Annotated in this window: 17 protein-coding genes and 1 tRNA gene; 1 reads left to right on the plus strand and 17 read right to left on the minus strand. The window is 70.8% G+C overall.

The features are described from left to right. Positions 1 to 100 precede the first annotated feature (100 nt). From lysA to ACFWJB_RS15610, 3 genes are all read right to left on the minus strand, one after another. Positions 101 to 1492: a diaminopimelate decarboxylase gene (gene lysA, locus ACFWJB_RS15600; protein ID WP_386922718.1), complete on the minus strand. Its 1392-nt coding sequence runs from the start codon at positions 1490 to 1492 to the stop codon at positions 101 to 103. Positions 1493 to 1510: 18 nt separating this feature from the next. Beyond that, positions 1511 to 2695, minus strand: coding sequence for an ArgS-related anticodon-binding protein NrtL (nrtL, locus tag ACFWJB_RS15605; protein WP_386922720.1), 1185 nt, complete (start codon positions 2693 to 2695; stop codon positions 1511 to 1513). A 96-nt stretch (positions 2696 to 2791) separates the two neighbouring features. Beyond that, entirely contained in the window at positions 2792 to 3283 is a 492-nt protein-coding gene (locus ACFWJB_RS15610) for a response regulator (protein WP_386922722.1), read from the minus strand. 166 nt (positions 3284 to 3449) lie between these two features. On the opposite strand from ACFWJB_RS15610, the gene ACFWJB_RS15615 reads away from it, so the two are divergent. Then, a tRNA-Arg gene (locus ACFWJB_RS15615) sits at positions 3450 to 3521 on the plus strand. 232 nt (positions 3522 to 3753) lie between these two features. Here ACFWJB_RS15615 and ACFWJB_RS15620 read toward each other — a convergent pair. The 14 genes from ACFWJB_RS15620 to ACFWJB_RS15685 form a co-directional block, all read right to left on the minus strand. Then, positions 3754 to 5160 carry a tyrosine-type recombinase/integrase gene (locus tag ACFWJB_RS15620; RefSeq protein ID WP_386922724.1) on the minus strand — a complete coding sequence of 469 codons (1407 nt, stop codon included), beginning with the start codon at positions 5158 to 5160 and terminating at the stop codon, positions 3754 to 3756. Continuing rightward, positions 5157 to 5351 (minus strand): helix-turn-helix transcriptional regulator, encoded by a 195-nt coding sequence (locus ACFWJB_RS15625; RefSeq protein ID WP_386922726.1) that lies wholly within the window; start codon positions 5349 to 5351, stop codon positions 5157 to 5159. Before ACFWJB_RS15625 ends, ACFWJB_RS15620 begins: the two co-directional genes overlap by 4 nt. Beyond that, positions 5327 to 6688, minus strand: a complete 1362-nt coding sequence (locus tag ACFWJB_RS15630; protein ID WP_386922728.1) for a replication initiator — start codon at positions 6686 to 6688, stop codon at positions 5327 to 5329. The genes ACFWJB_RS15625 and ACFWJB_RS15630 overlap by 25 nt, the downstream gene beginning before the upstream one ends. A gap of 101 nt (positions 6689 to 6789) precedes the next feature. Beyond that, a complete protein-coding gene (locus ACFWJB_RS15635) occupies positions 6790 to 7086 on the minus strand; it encodes a SpdD-like protein (protein WP_386922730.1) in 297 nt (98 codons plus the stop codon). A 20-nt stretch (positions 7087 to 7106) separates the two neighbouring features. Then, a complete protein-coding gene (locus tag ACFWJB_RS15640; RefSeq protein ID WP_279329954.1) occupies positions 7107 to 7262 on the minus strand; it encodes a hypothetical protein in 156 nt (51 codons plus the stop codon). Positions 7263 to 7279: 17 nt separating this feature from the next. Next, positions 7280 to 7459 carry a mobile element transfer protein gene (locus tag ACFWJB_RS15645; protein WP_235074018.1) on the minus strand — a complete coding sequence of 60 codons (180 nt, stop codon included), beginning with the start codon at positions 7457 to 7459 and terminating at the stop codon, positions 7280 to 7282. A 13-nt stretch (positions 7460 to 7472) separates the two neighbouring features. Then, positions 7473 to 8183 carry a DUF2637 domain-containing protein gene (locus tag ACFWJB_RS15650; protein ID WP_386922733.1) on the minus strand — a complete coding sequence of 237 codons (711 nt, stop codon included), beginning with the start codon at positions 8181 to 8183 and terminating at the stop codon, positions 7473 to 7475. Between the two features lie 24 nt (positions 8184 to 8207). Next, positions 8208 to 8420 carry a hypothetical protein gene (locus ACFWJB_RS15655; protein WP_386922735.1) on the minus strand — a complete coding sequence of 71 codons (213 nt, stop codon included), beginning with the start codon at positions 8418 to 8420 and terminating at the stop codon, positions 8208 to 8210. A gap of 82 nt (positions 8421 to 8502) precedes the next feature. Then, positions 8503 to 9870, minus strand: a complete 1368-nt coding sequence (locus tag ACFWJB_RS15660) for an FtsK/SpoIIIE domain-containing protein (RefSeq protein WP_386922737.1) — start codon at positions 9868 to 9870, stop codon at positions 8503 to 8505. A gap of 5 nt (positions 9871 to 9875) precedes the next feature. Then, entirely contained in the window at positions 9876 to 10223 is a 348-nt protein-coding gene (locus ACFWJB_RS15665) for a hypothetical protein (RefSeq protein WP_386922739.1), read from the minus strand. 182 nt (positions 10224 to 10405) lie between these two features. Beyond that, positions 10406 to 11227 carry an integrase gene (locus ACFWJB_RS15670; RefSeq protein ID WP_386922741.1) on the minus strand — a complete coding sequence of 274 codons (822 nt, stop codon included), beginning with the start codon at positions 11225 to 11227 and terminating at the stop codon, positions 10406 to 10408. Beyond that, positions 11224 to 12075, minus strand: coding sequence for a sigma factor-like helix-turn-helix DNA-binding protein (locus tag ACFWJB_RS15675; protein ID WP_386922743.1), 852 nt, complete (start codon positions 12073 to 12075; stop codon positions 11224 to 11226). The genes ACFWJB_RS15670 and ACFWJB_RS15675 overlap by 4 nt, the downstream gene beginning before the upstream one ends. Positions 12076 to 12250: 175 nt before the next feature. Next, the gene (locus tag ACFWJB_RS15680; protein ID WP_386922745.1) at positions 12251 to 12640 is read right to left on the minus strand and encodes an ATP-binding protein; all 390 of its coding nucleotides are present in this window, start codon (positions 12638 to 12640) and stop codon (positions 12251 to 12253) included. Positions 12641 to 12781: 141 nt separating this feature from the next. Beyond that, positions 12782 to 13588, minus strand: coding sequence for a helix-turn-helix domain-containing protein (locus ACFWJB_RS15685; protein WP_386922747.1), 807 nt, complete (start codon positions 13586 to 13588; stop codon positions 12782 to 12784). Between the last annotated feature and the right edge of the window lie 149 nt (positions 13589 to 13737).

The raw sequence follows: 13737 nt of genomic DNA on the forward strand, positions 1-13737 counted from the left end.
CGGGCTTTTCTGCGTTTCGTCCGGATCGTGAGACATTTATTTCATTTCCGCGAGGGTGGAGGACGGAAGATCTTCCACCCGGGTCCGCGGTGCCGTCGGCTCACCCGACGTCGAGACGCAGCAGGTCCTCCTCCGTCTCGCGCCGGACGACGACGCGTGCCTCGCCGTCCCGCACGGCGACGACGGGCGGCCGCAGCGCGTGGTTGTAGTTGCTGGCCATCGACCGGCAGTACGCCCCGGTGGCGGGTACGGCGATGAGGTCGCCGGGGGCCAGGTCACCGGGCAGGAAGGCGTCCTTGACCACGATGTCGCCGCTCTCGCAGTGCTTGCCGACGACCCGGACGAGCATGGGCTCCGCGTCGGAGGTGCGGGAGACGAGGGCGACGCTGTACTCGGCGTCGTACAGGGCGGTGCGGATGTTGTCCGACATGCCGCCGTCGACGGAGACGTACGTCCGCAGCCCCTCCAGGGGCTTGATGGTGCCGACCTCGTAGAGGGTGAAGGCGGTCGGCCCGACGATGGCGCGGCCCGGCTCGACGGAGATGCGCGGGGTGGAGAGCCGGGCGGCCTTGCACTCCCTCGTCACGATCTCGGTCAGCGCCTTGGCGATCTCGTGCGGTTCGCGGGGGTCGTCGTCGCTGGTGTAGGCGATGCCGAGGCCACCGCCGAGGTCGATCTCGGGCAGCTCGACGCCGTGCTCGTCGCGGATGTCCTTGAGCAGTCCGACGACGCGGTGCGCGGCGACCTCGAAGCCGGACATGTCGAAGATCTGCGACCCGATGTGGGAGTGGATGCCGATGACCTCGAGCCCGTCGAGCCGCAGCGCCCGCCGCACGGCCTCGGCGGCCTGCCCGCCGGCCAGCGGGATGCCGAACTTCTGGTCCTCGTGGGCGGTGGCGATGAACTCGTGCGTGTGGGCCTCGACGCCGACGGTGATGCGGATCTGCACGCGCTGGCGCCGGCCGAGCTCCTGCGCGATGTGGGCGACGCGGACGATCTCCTGGAAGGAGTCGAGCACGATCCGCCCGACGCCGGCCTCGACGGCCCGCCGGATCTCCGGCGCGGTCTTGTTGTTGCCGTGGAAGGCGATGCGCTCGGGGGGCATCCCGGCGGACAGCGCGGTGGCGAGTTCGCCGCCGGAGCACACGTCGAGGTTCAGCCCCTCCTCGTCCAGCCAGCGCACGACGGCCCGGGACAGGAAGGCCTTCCCCGCGTAGAAGACGTCGGCGTCCGCGCCGAAGGCGGTGCGCCAGGCCCGCGCCCGGGCCCGGAAGTCGGTCTCGTCGAGGATGTAGGCGGGGGTGCCGTACTCCTCGGCGAGCCGTGTCACGGTGATCCCGCCGACGGTGACGGCACCGTCCGCGTCGCGGGCGACGGTCTGGGCCCAGACCTTGGGGTCGAGGGCGTTGAGGTCGGCGGGCGGCGCGGAGTAGTGCCCGTCGGTGAGGACGTCGGCGTGACGGGGCCCGGCGGGGTGTGCGGAACGGCTCATGGCGTCTACGGAGCTCTCTCAGAGATGGTCGGGTGCGTCGATACCGAGCAGGGTCAGGCCGCCGGCCAGCACCGCCCCGGTGGCTTCGGCGAGCGCGAGCCGGGCGCGGTGGGCGGCCGAGGGTTTCTCCGCCCCGCGCGGGAGCACGGCCGTCAGGAAGGGCAGCGCGGCGTCGGCGACGGCGACGAGATGCCGGGCGAGCCGGTCGGGGGCCCGGTGCTCCGCGGCGGCGGCGAGCACGCGGGGGTGGTCGGCCAGGGCGGCGAGGAGGGGGTGGGGGGCGGGCTCGGTGAGGTGGCCTGTCCCGGTGAAGGGCGCGGGCTCGGCGGAGGGCGCGGGCTCGGCGGAGGGCGCTGTGTGGTGAGCGCGCTCGGCCGGGGCCCCGGTGAGGGGACTGGCCTCGGTGAGAGGGCCGGGCTCGCTGAGAGGTCCGGGCTCGGCGGTGAAGCCGAGGTCGGCGGCGTTCCGGGTGAGGGCGCGGGTGCGGGCGTGGGCGTACCGGACGCGGAAGAGCGGGTTGCTCTCGCGCTGGACGAGGTGCTCGTCGCCGGTCCGGGGCCGGTCGTGGGGGGCGGGGTGGAGCAGGGCCCAGCGGCCGGCGTCGCGTCCGAGGCGGAGGGGGTCGGGATCGCCGGGGGCGGGAACGGGCCGGGTGGTGACGGCGAGCTCCGCGGGCGCCGGTCCGGCGGCGTCGACGCGTACGCCGAGGGCGGCGGTCCACTCGGGGGCGAGGGGGGCGGTGCAGCTCGTGCGGACGAGGGCGCCCTGGGAGCGGAGGATGCGGGCGGCGGCTTCGGCGACGACGACGGCACGGAGGTCGTGGGGGCAGTGCAGCTGCACCACCCGGCCGTCGGGTCCGTCGGCGTATCCGTAGCGGGTGCCGCGCCGCAGGATCTCCTCGACGAGGGCGGCGGGAGCGGTGCCGTAGAGGCTGATGTTGATGAACCCGGGCCCGGTGAGGACGACGTCCGTGATGCCGTCGACGTCGACGAGGTACGGCGTCAGCAGTTCGGCGACGCGGCGGGGGGTCTGCCCGGCCGGGCGGGCGAGCTGGAGGGCGATGTTGGTGGCGTAGTCGCCACAGCCCCCAGGTCCCGGCGGCGCGACCACGGCTCGCGTGGGCACGGTCACCTGGAGCTCGCCCGCGTCGACAGCGCGACGCACCGCGCGCAGCACGGTGCGGGAGAGCTCTACGGGAGTCACGGGTCAAGCGTAGGGGAGGAGGGGGGTGGGTAAGCGAACCGGTTTGGCGGCAATCCCGGGATGTGGACGGACGCCCCCGCGAGCGGCGCGGGACGGCTACCCGGCCGACTCGGCCTGAGCGGACGCCTCGCTCTCCCCGACGGCGCGGAAGACATCGCTCCGCCCTTCCACCAATTGCCGTACGAGGGCGACGAGCTCGGCGGGCTCGAAGGGCTTGGCCAGGAAGGCGTCGACGCCGGCCCCGGCCTCGTCCCCCGCACCGACCTCGTACTGGGAGGTGGCGCTGACGATGGCGAGCGGGAGATCCCGGGTGCGGGGGTCCGCACGCAGCCGCGCGGCGGTCCGGAGCCCGTCCAGCCGCGGCATGACCACGTCCAGCGTGACGGCGTCGGGCCGCACCTGATGGATCACTTCCAGACACTCGACACCATCGGCCGCGGTCACGACCTCGAAGCCCTCCAGCTCGAGATTGACCCTGATCAGCTGCCGGATGACCTTGTTGTCGTCCACAACAAGGACTCGGCCAGACGCCCTAGGCACAACTCGAGAGTAGGTCCGGACCGGCCACCGCGTCCGGGTTTTCCCCACTTCCACCCCACGCGAGGGACACCCACCCCCATCACCTGACGCCCCCGCTCCGCTTCCACCCCGGGCGCGATCAGGGACGTCGGCAGCGAAAACCCGTTCATGACCACCCCGGGCGAGCTGGTAGTGTTCTACCCGTCGCCGCGAGCAACAGCTAGCCGGCCGACACGCCCCCGTAGCTCAGGGGATAGAGCAACGGCCTCCGGAGCCGTGTGCGCAGGTTCGAATCCTGCCGGGGGCACCTTGGATTAGGTGCCCAAAGACCCCGCCACCAGCGAGAACGCTGAGGACGGGGTCTTCGCGTGTGTGCAGGCGTGTGCCACTCGGAGCGGCCCTATGTCAGGTGCTGTGGACTATGCGTGGACTGGCCGCAGGGCAGGAATCCGCAGGTCAGACCGGGAACGACGAGGCCCCCGGACTGTGGTCCAGGGGCCATCATGCCGCAGGTGCTACGTGTCGGAGGTGTGTCGGGATCAGGTCCCGTCGCCGTGCATGCCTTCTTGGTCGTCGCCCTCGCCGAGGAGTTCAGCGATCCGACGGTTGGCGACGTCCTGGCGGCCGTCGAGGCACTTGGCGTAGCGGCTCAGGAGCACTTCCACGCTGTTGCCCGCGCGCTCCGCAACCTCGGTGGGGTCCACGCCGGCGTTGAGCCAGGAGGAAAGCGCGGCGTGCCGCAAGTCGTACGGCCGAGCAGCCAGCGGCGAGGCCACCTGCTCGGGCGTGAGCGCCAAGTGCCGCGCCTCGTCCCAGACACGCCAGTAGGTGGTCGAGGCGACCACTCCCCCGCGTTCGTTGGCGAACAGCCGGCCGTCCTCGGCCGTGCCGAATTCGTCGATGTGGTCTCGGAGCATGCGAACGAGGCGGGGCGGAATCGGAACGATGCGGGTCTCGTTCGCGGGCCGGTTCTTGAGACCGCGGTTGTCGTGCACCTCCCCCGTTCCGGTCCAGCGCTTGCCGACCGTGGGACGGCTCTTCTCCAGGACCAACGAGCCCCACCCTGTGTCCGGCAGAGTGCAGTCCGGGCGCCGCAGGGCCACGGCTTCCGCTGGTCGCAGCCCACCGAAGTACATGCAGGCGAAGAGTGCGACGAGTCGGCGCCCACGGGCCCGACGGTAGCCGCCGACGTACGAGACAGCCCGAAGGAGCTCGGCCGCCTGCTGGGGGTTCACCACGACTCGGCGGTCCACCTGCTTGGTCACCTTGGGCAGCTTCCACTTCACGAGCGTGACCGGGTTCTCCAGGAGCTCCCCCAGCTCGACCGCGTACGCCAGGGCGTTGAAGAGGACGGCCCGCTTACGCCGCACCGTCTCAGCAGCCGCCGGGGCACCGGAAAGGGTGAGCTTGAGCGAGTCGAGGACGCTGCGAATGTCCGCCGGGTTCTTGAGCGTCTTCAGCGGCAGCGAGGCTTTGCCCACCCACCGGAGGGCGTTCGCGATGTCCACCGGCGGGGCGTCCTCGCCCTCGGCCTGGAGGACGAAGGCCCAGCCGCGGAGGGCCCGCCGCAACACATCGTCTGCCGGACGGCCGGGGCGGTCGCCCAGGAGTTGAGTTGTGACGAGAGTCATCGTCTCGTTCAGGCTGTCTCGGGAATTCGGGGCCGCGTGCGGCCACTTCATGGCCACATACGCCCGTGCGAAGTCATACCAGGTGAGATCCTCTTTGACCGGTGCCATGGAGTCCGGCAGACCAGTTTCCGTGTCGAAGGCTTCCCCCTTCTGTGCGGCCCGCAGCAACTGTGCACGGAAGTTGTCAGCGAGTGCTTTGGTCCGGAAGGTCTCGGAGAACGGCGAAGCGTCGCCGACCTTCCACCGCACGTCGTAAGACGGCGTCTTGTACGGCCGCTTACGAATGCTCCACACCTTCACGTCATGCGACTTCATGCCGCCTCCCCGAGCCCGTGAAGCCATGCGGTGAAGTCGCTGCGCCAGATGCGCAGTTCGCCGTTCGGAAGCTTGATCGCTTCCGGGGCCTGCCCCAGCTCTCGCCAGCGATAGAAGGTGCGCCGGGAGACCCCGCCCAGCTCGGCGAGAACCTGCGGGACAGTCATCAGTTCGTCTCGTCGGCGGTCCATGCGGAATCTCCTTCCGTGTCGGAGGTAGATCGGCGTGAAGCAGCGAGCCAGGTCTCAGCGGCGGTCAGTCCGGTTCCGGCGAAGCGCCAGTGGGACAGGACCAGGACGGTGTCCGGGTCGGGCAGCGGGTGACCGGCTTGGGCCGCGCGTTCGCGGGCCAGAGATTCGTTGTGGTCGGCGCGCGCCTGGCGGAGGGCGCCGAGAGTGACGGAGTAGGCGCGGGACTTGCTGGAGAAGTGGCCGCGGAAGCCGAGCATGTGAGCCCACTTGCGCAGGCGCAGGTCTTCGAGTTCCGGGAGCGCGCCGAGGTGCCAGCAGGTGAGGATCATGCGTCGGGCGTGGTCGGTGACGCCGGAGCCGATCAGGTCGGTGATGGGATTGCGGATGGGGCGGTCCAGGGTGCCCGCGGTTTCGGCGCCCTTGGTGGCGTACTTGGCGATGTAGGCGGCCACGGCGCGGCTGGAGAGTTCCGAGGTGCCGGCGAAGTCGGCGGACCGGATGGGGCGGATGTCGAGTTGGTCGCCGAAGCGGAAGGCGTATGCGTGGCCGTCGAGGACGGGGCCGGGTGTCTCGGCGAGCCGGGCTGCTGAGCGGATCGCGTCGGTGAGCAGTTCGGTGGTGGCCCAGGCCGGTGGGGTGTCTTCGGCGCCGTCCGGGCCGTCGAGGCGGATGACGGCGTGGAAGTGGACGGCGCCGCGCCGCTGGTATTCGGCGACCTTGGCGTAGGAGACCTTGAGGCAGTCGCGCAGTGCGGAGCGGGTGATGCCCGCGTGGGAGGCGAGGTGCTGGCGCAGGTAGGTAGTGAAGCGGCCCCACAGTGCCCCGGCGTGGGCGTTCCACAGGACGGCGGCGCGGTAGTCGTAGCGGTCCGGGTCGAGGGGTGTGCCGAGGGCGGAGTCGTCGTCGGGGTGGAGGCGTCCGCAGCGGCACCGGCCGCCGCCGGGGCGGTTGTGGACGGGGCCGAAGGACGGGGCGGTGAAGGTGGCGAAGACCCGGGGGTGTTGGGCGACGGACGGGCCGATGCCCTTGCCGCCGGTCAGGCCGGCGGTGACCAGGTGGAAGGTGTCTTTGCGGTAGATCTCGGCGCAGGCGGCGCACCGGGTGGCACGACGGTTGTTGCAACGGATGAGGAGCTGTCCGGCCGGAAGATCGCGGTCGGCGATCTCGCGGACGATCTCCCCGGTTGCGGCATGGACGTCGAGTCGCTGGCCCTCCATTCGAACGGGCTGCTCGCAGCCGCCGAGGCGCTGGATCTGGTGTGCGTAGGCGCTGAGGTCGCCGTGCCGGGCGAGTGTGGCCAGCTGGCGGATGGCTGCGGTCGGAGCCGCAGGGCGCATGTGCGGGTTCCTCCTTGCGAGAGATGGGCGGGTGATGTGGGCGCCCGACCTGTCGAGGGGGCTAGACAGCATGGGCAGGCCGGGCGGGCGGAGGGGTGAGGTCAGCGGCGGGTGAGGACGGAACGGACGACGACGGCGCACACGGCCACGGACGTGGCGGTGAGGGCGACGGCGAGGAGCATGGAGACCAGGACGGCGCCGACGACCAGGACCACGGCGGTGCCGCCGCCGACGAGGGCGAGCGCGCTGCCGGGCGTGAAGCGGGTGGCGGGGCCGGGCGGAGCTGGAGCGATCGGAGCCGGGGTGCCCGGCGTGATGGTGGTCGGCTCGACGACGACGGCGGGCGGGACGGCCGGGCCGGTGGGCTGCGGCATGGTCGGGACTTTCGGCCGGAACATGAACGATCCCCTTTCGCGGGTCACTTGAGGAAGCTGTCGATGACGGGAGCGAGCAGGCTGTCGGCGAGCAGGTAGCCGCCGACGAGCAGAACGGCGATGAGCCACACGGGCGGGCGGATGAGCTTGACGCCGAGGACTCCGACGACGAGCAGGGCGAGCCAGAGCGGAACGTCCACTTGGATAGGTCTCCTGTTCAGGCCGGGCAGCGGTGGAGGCGGGCGGCGAGTTCGGCGGCGGCGCGGCTGTCGTACTCGGCGGAGAAGTCGCAGCGGGGCGCGGTGCAGGCGGCCAGGTGGCGGTTGCGGCCGCGGTCGACGAACGAGGCGACGTTGACCGGGCCGATGCGGCGGACGTTGCGGAAGCGCCGGTTCATGGCGGTGCTCCTCTCAGAGGTGTGCGGCGACGGACGGGGTCATGGCCGGGGGCAGGCCGAGCCGGACGCGTACGGCGTCGGGGTCGGCGGGGCGGCCTGTGGTCGAGCGGTGTTCCTCGGCCAGAGCCCGAGCCCGGTCCACGAGTGCGGGCGGCAGGGTGACGGTGGAAGCGGCCGGCGGGGCCGGAGCTGCTTCCCGTTCGGTGGTGGGTTTCAGCTCCGGTTCGGGGTCGTTGGAGAGCACCAGCAGCGCGTCACCCTCGGGTCGGTCGACGACAGCCATAGCCGGACGCGGAGTCGGTTCGGCGTCCGTCGACGGGGAGGCAGAGGCCGTCGGCGTTTCCGGAGTGTGGGGGGCGTGGGCCAGCAGGGTGCCGCCGAAGAAGGCGACGGCGGGCCAGCCCGCGACCGTCACGCGGAGCCAGGCCGGTACGTGGTCGAGGTCGAGGAGCCCGGCCGTGGCGATGTTGGCGCCGAGCGATGCGGCCAGGGCCACCAGGAACCACAGCCGCGGGCCACCGGCGGCCGCTCCCGCTCGCTGCTGCTGACGCATCCGGCGCCAGGCCGCCACCAAGAGCAGGTCGACGCTCACGGGGTATGCCCACGCCTTCCAGCCGTCCTGTCCGGCCGCCGCGGCGAGGTCGTGCAGGTGGGAGAAGGACAGGGCACCGGCGATGACGGCCTGGACGATCACGGCGTCCACGCGGGCCAGGTGGGCACGCATCGGCTCGGTCTCCTTCCGGCGTGATCAGTCGGTGGTCTTGAGTGAGTCGGCGCGCTCGCGGGCGAGGCGGGCCACCTCTGCGGCGTCGGTGTCGCCGGGCGTGTGGGCGGCGATGCGCTCCAGCAGGTCCGCCTTGCGGTCCATGAGGGCGTCGTACTCGGCAGCGGTGCGGCTCTTCCTGAGCGCGGCCAGGTCGGCGATGAGTGCGCTGACCTCGGCGATGGAGGGACGTGACACAGGGGTCCTTCCGCTTTCAGGCATGGGAGGGGTAGGGACATGGCGTGAAGCGGTCACGCCGGCCGTGGGAGTGGGAGGGCGGTTACTCGGTCACCGGGCGGGCGGTGGGCACGGCAGGAGTGGCGGAGGAAGGCCCGGCGGGCTTGGCGACGACGGGTCGGAAGGCGTCGAGGCGGGGCAGTTCCGGGACCAGGGCCGAGGTGTCGCGGCAGACGGTCGCCGCGTCGTCGAGGGTGAGGTGGGGTGAGCGGACGCGGGACCAGCCGCCGGAGGAGTCGCCGACGACCGCGATGCCTGGCCGTTCGGCCGGGATGGAGGTTGCGGCCAAGGCCGCTTCCTGCGCGATGTCGCCGAGCGCCATGGTGGCGGAGGTCTCGTCGTTGACGCGGTGGCAGACGCGGCCGGTGAGCTGGGCGCGGAGCATGGTGGCTCCCTTGCCGAGTTCGGCGCCGAAGCGCTGCCCGCAGACCTCCAGGTAGAAGCCGGCCGCGCGGCCGAGCTGGGCGAGGCGAATGAGCTTGGTGACCATGGCGTCCCGTCGCTTCTCGTCGTCCTTGCTCGCGGCGAGGAAGAGTTCGGCGACCTCGTCGACGACGACCACGACCGGCACCGGCCGTACCTTCTCCGGCAGGCCCCAGACGTCCGAAGTCAGCCGGGCATCTGAACCGGCGGTCCCGCCCGTCACGCCGATGAGGCGGAACCGCGCCTCCATCTCCTCCACCAAGACATCCAGCAGTTCGTTCGCACGGTCCGGCGTGTCGGCCAGTGCCGACAACCGGGGCGCGAACGGGGCCAGTTCTACGCCCCACTTGCAGTCGATGCCGACGAGCGCGACGGGTTGCCGGGCCAGCCCGCACAGCAGGTTGCGCAGGTACACGGACTTGCCGGACTGCGTGGCGCCGAGGATCAGTTCGTGCGGCACGGTGCGGAAGTCTCGGACGTGCCAGTGCCCGTCTTCACGCAGCGCGAGCGGCAGGGACAGCGGTTCGGTCCGCAGCCATCGCCGAGGGGGCCGTACGTCGGTGAGGACGTCCCAGCCGACCAACCTCAGCTCCAGCCGCCCGGGCCTGGTGGGCCGGACGTGCACGGCGTGCGCGCCCCAGGCGTGCCGCAGCCGGTCGGCCGAGGCGGTGAAGTCCTCGGGTGACTGCCCGGCCGCCATGCGCAGGCGCATCACGAGCCCGGAGCCGGTCGGCAGCGGGAACGAGCGGCGAGGCGGCACGGGAGCAGCCTGCCGCCCCACCATCCGGGCGGTGGCCCGGCGCATGGCCGAAGCGGGCACCGTGAGGCCGCAGGCATCCATGGTGGCCCGGTACGAGGTGAGCACCCGCAGCGTGACGGCCGGATACCCGACCAGCCACCAGAACAGGACCGGCAGCCAACGACGCACAGCGACCAGCGCGGCCACCGCCTGCAATCCCAGCATCAGGACCCACAGGGCATCGGTCATGACACTCAGCCCTGTGCCGTCGCCGGGGTGCCGGCCATGACGGCGTCGGCCCGGTAGGCGATGCCGTGCCGGGCACGACCGCCGAACTCGCTCTCCCAGGGCCGGGCCACCAGTCCGGACAGGAAGACCGGCGCGCCCATGGCCAGCCCTTCACCAACGCCCTTCTCGGGGACGGTGACCTTGATCATGTCGGAGCCGCCCTGCGCGATGAACACCAGCTCCAGGACCATGAGCCGGTCGTTGGTCACCGGGTCTACGGCTACTTCACCGGTCTGCCGGTCCCTCACCTTGACCTCGGGCAGCTTGGTGACCAGCAGAGTTGCGGACGAGGTGTCCACGGGGATGAAACGCATTCTGTGAACCTCACTCAGGTCGGGCGCCCACGCGGGCGCCGGATCGAACTGGATACCCCCCTAGACAGCAAGGGAGTCGACCCACCTTGACTGTCTAGGGGGGTTGACGGAAACCGTAACCGACGCCCCGTCAAACTGTCTAGGGGGGTATACGAGCGTGTCTCGAAGACCGCTGGGATGCGCTACGACATGACCCAGTGCAGCGCGGTCGCATCGTCGCGGGTCTTGCCTCGCGGCCAGCGCCGGCCGTTGGGGTCGTCAGCCTCGGCCGCACGTACGCGCCGGATCAGTTCATCCGGTCCCGAGGAGTTGAGGAGGCCCAACGCCTCTTTCCAGTCGGCGAGTTCGAAGCTGTCGACGAGTCGCGTAGCGCCATCGCTCAGCAGTGTCACGGAGGCCAGTGAATCCAGCGGCACCGTCCCCGTCAGGGCATGCCGGGCCGCTTGCGGGTCGGGGCCGGCGATCCAGAAGCCGCCCGGCCGGTTGCGGAGGCTGGTCAGAGCGTCCCGGTATTCCGCGAGGGCGGTGGCGTGTTCGGGTGAACCGGTGGGCAGTGCGTCGAGCGGTCCGCGCAGCCGTTCGCCGACCTCGTCCAAGCGCTGGTCGGTGATTGCGGCCGTAGTCCCGTCCGTCTCGGCGAGGAGGAGGGTCGAGTCACCGAGGACGAGGTACTCCAGGGCTCCCGCCTCGACCCGGACAGCGACGACCGTGCTGGTCGGACTGGCCCGGTACGCGAGGTCGCAGGTGTCCTCGTGCAGGGAGCGGACAGTCCGGATCGAGTCGGCGAGGCAGTCGGCGAGCGGCCGGGCAGGCCGCGCCGCGATACCGGCCAGCAGCAGCCCGCCCAGCGTCGAGGAGAACCAGGCGATGCCGTGTACACATCCGGTCTCCGCCCCGGCCACGCCGGCGCCGTCGAGGAGAACGGCCGCACCGGGACCGGCTGCGGCGAAGTCCTCGTTCTCCCGTCCCGGGTCGGCCGGCTGCGTGCCGAGGGCGACGTTCATGCCGTTGCCTCCTCGTCGTGCAGGTAGAGGGGGCAGAGCAGTTCGACGGATTGCGGCTCGTCGGTCTCGGGGTCGTAGTCGACGCTCACCAGCGTGGAGAAGTGCCGCTCCCCCACCTGCCCCCAGAGCGAGTTGAGATCCGAGGAGAGCAGGTGGACCACGCCGAGGGAGCCTGCCGTGTGGATTCCGGCGATGGCGAGTACCGAGCCGTTGCCGTCCGGTCGGGGCAGCCGGCCGAGGTATCCGACGTCGTGCGGGCGGCGCGGCTCGATGTCCGCCCCCGCGTGATACGTCGCCCCGGTGCGCCGGTCGACCAGCGCCCACGGTTCGCCCTCCGGATGCTCCCAGCCGAGTACCGGGTCCTGGGCGTACAGATCCTTCATGGCCTCGGACATACCCGGCCCGCACACGACGATCAGGCCGTCGCGGTTCAGGTCGATCTCACCGCTCACCTGCACGTGACCGGAGCTGACGGCAAGCCCGTAGGACTTGGCCAGCTCCTCCAGCCGCTTCCCGGAGTTCATGTCGGCCATGGCGACGACCGGACGCTTCTTCTCGCCGTCCCACCGCAGCGGAGTCACGACAGTGACGGCACCCACGCCCAGGAAGGCCCCTTCGGGTGCCGGTCCAGTGTGCCGGATCTGGTGAATTCGCCCACGGCTCAGACCGGCCTTCTCGGCGATCTGTGCATAGGACAGTCCTTGCGCGTGGAGGTCCTGGACGACACGGCGGCGGAGCCGGGCAAGCTCGGTCACCTCCTGCTGCGCGTCGGCCAGCCTCTTGGTGACCTCGCGCAGGAGCAGATACGGATCATCGATGGCGGTGATCCGCTGCAGCTCGTCCGACATGACCGCACCTCCTAGAAGTAACCAGGAGTCTAGGGCCCTAGACGGAACGGGCGGGAGGCGCCGCCCTGTACGCACGCCGACCACGAAGAACCGCGACCGTCGCCGAGGCACACCCCGAGGAGTCACCCGCCACCGCCCGCGGGATGGTCGCCCGCTGCCCAAGGGCCAGGCGTGATCACACCCCCTCCCGGACCAGATCGGCCCACACAGCACGCCCCTGGGGCCAGCTCTTCACACCCCAGTCCTTGGCGCAGGACGCGATGAGCAGGAGCCCGCGCCCACTCTCTTCCTGACTGGTCACGTCACACAGATGCGGCACCCGATCGCCGCCCTCGTCGACCACCTCGATGCGTACGAGGTCATCGCCGAAGCAGACGACCACGAGGAACCAGCCGCCGGGCACACCGCTCCGGGAGTGCCGCACGGCATTGGTCGCCAACTCGCTCACGACCAGGACGGCTTCGTCGACGGGGCCGTGCCCGTCGAGCAGGGCAGCGACGAAGTGACGCGCCTGCGCCACCTCCTCTGCCACACCAGGAAAGGCACGGCACCACTTGGACCGCATAGAAGACTCCTCACCATCGTCTAGGGGGGTAGACAGCCAGCGGCAGAGTATTCCCAAGCAGACCCAACAGGCCAGGCATACAGAGGAATTATTCCTCTAAGGGGTGAGGGCGTCTCCCAAGTCGCGGAACTCCTGCATCACCTACAACAGCAGTTCCCGCACCTCATCACCGAAGACCGCAGCCCGCTCGAAGCGACTGAACGTCTCCTCGTACGAGGAGACATCGTCGGAGTCGACCGACACCCACTCGGCACCGAACGTCTCGACCACGACCGCACGCCGGTCGCACAACGTGAACCCATGTCGAGGCAGGACCGGAACCGGGCGACGCCAGGGGACGACCCCGAGCCGCACCGTGCTCAGACTCTCGACAGCCAGCAACCGATCCAGCTGAGCCAGCATCAGCGCCGGCGTCCCCGGCCAGGTCCGCAGCACGGCTTCAGTCAGCACGAACACCGACTCACGCCCAGGTTCGTACAGCACGCTCTGCCGCTCCACACGGGCAGCAACAGCCCGGCCCACCGACTCAGGCGTCGCGCCCGGCGCACTCTCGAAGACATGGCGGGCGTACTCCGCGCTCTGGAGCATGGCCGGCAGAACGACGCACTGGAAGGAGCGCACCAGCCGAGCGGAACGAACCTCATCATCAACGGCAACACCGGTCGACGCCGCGCCGTCTTCCGGTCCACCGGAGTCCACAGCCGCCTCTACCGCGGCCAGGAGGTCACGCACCTCCAGGGCAGTCGCCTCATCGAGGCCGAGGGCGCGAGAGAGCCGGTCCAGCACCTCAAGGCTCGGGACCATGCGCCCGTTCTCCACCTTGGACACAGTCGGCTGCCCTACATGTGCCCGCTGAGCCAACGCAGCACCCGTCAGACCGGCCTCTGCACGAAGCGCACGGAGACGCACCCCGAGCGCCCGCATCCGCTCTCGCCGTTCACTCCCCATGCCCAGGGTTCTACACCACGAGCCAGCAGTCACCGGGCGCAGAGCAGCATCAACGTGCAGCGGAGCGTGCGTGATTCAAAGTCTCCCTACTGGTTCAAGCACCCGCCCAAGAGGCAGGCACACGGAGCATGAGGTCAGAACACGTCGTG

Origin of the sequence: Streptomyces sp. NPDC127100 (assembly GCF_042724095.1) — a bacterium.
Lineage (GTDB): Bacteria > Actinomycetota > Actinomycetes > Streptomycetales > Streptomycetaceae > Streptomyces.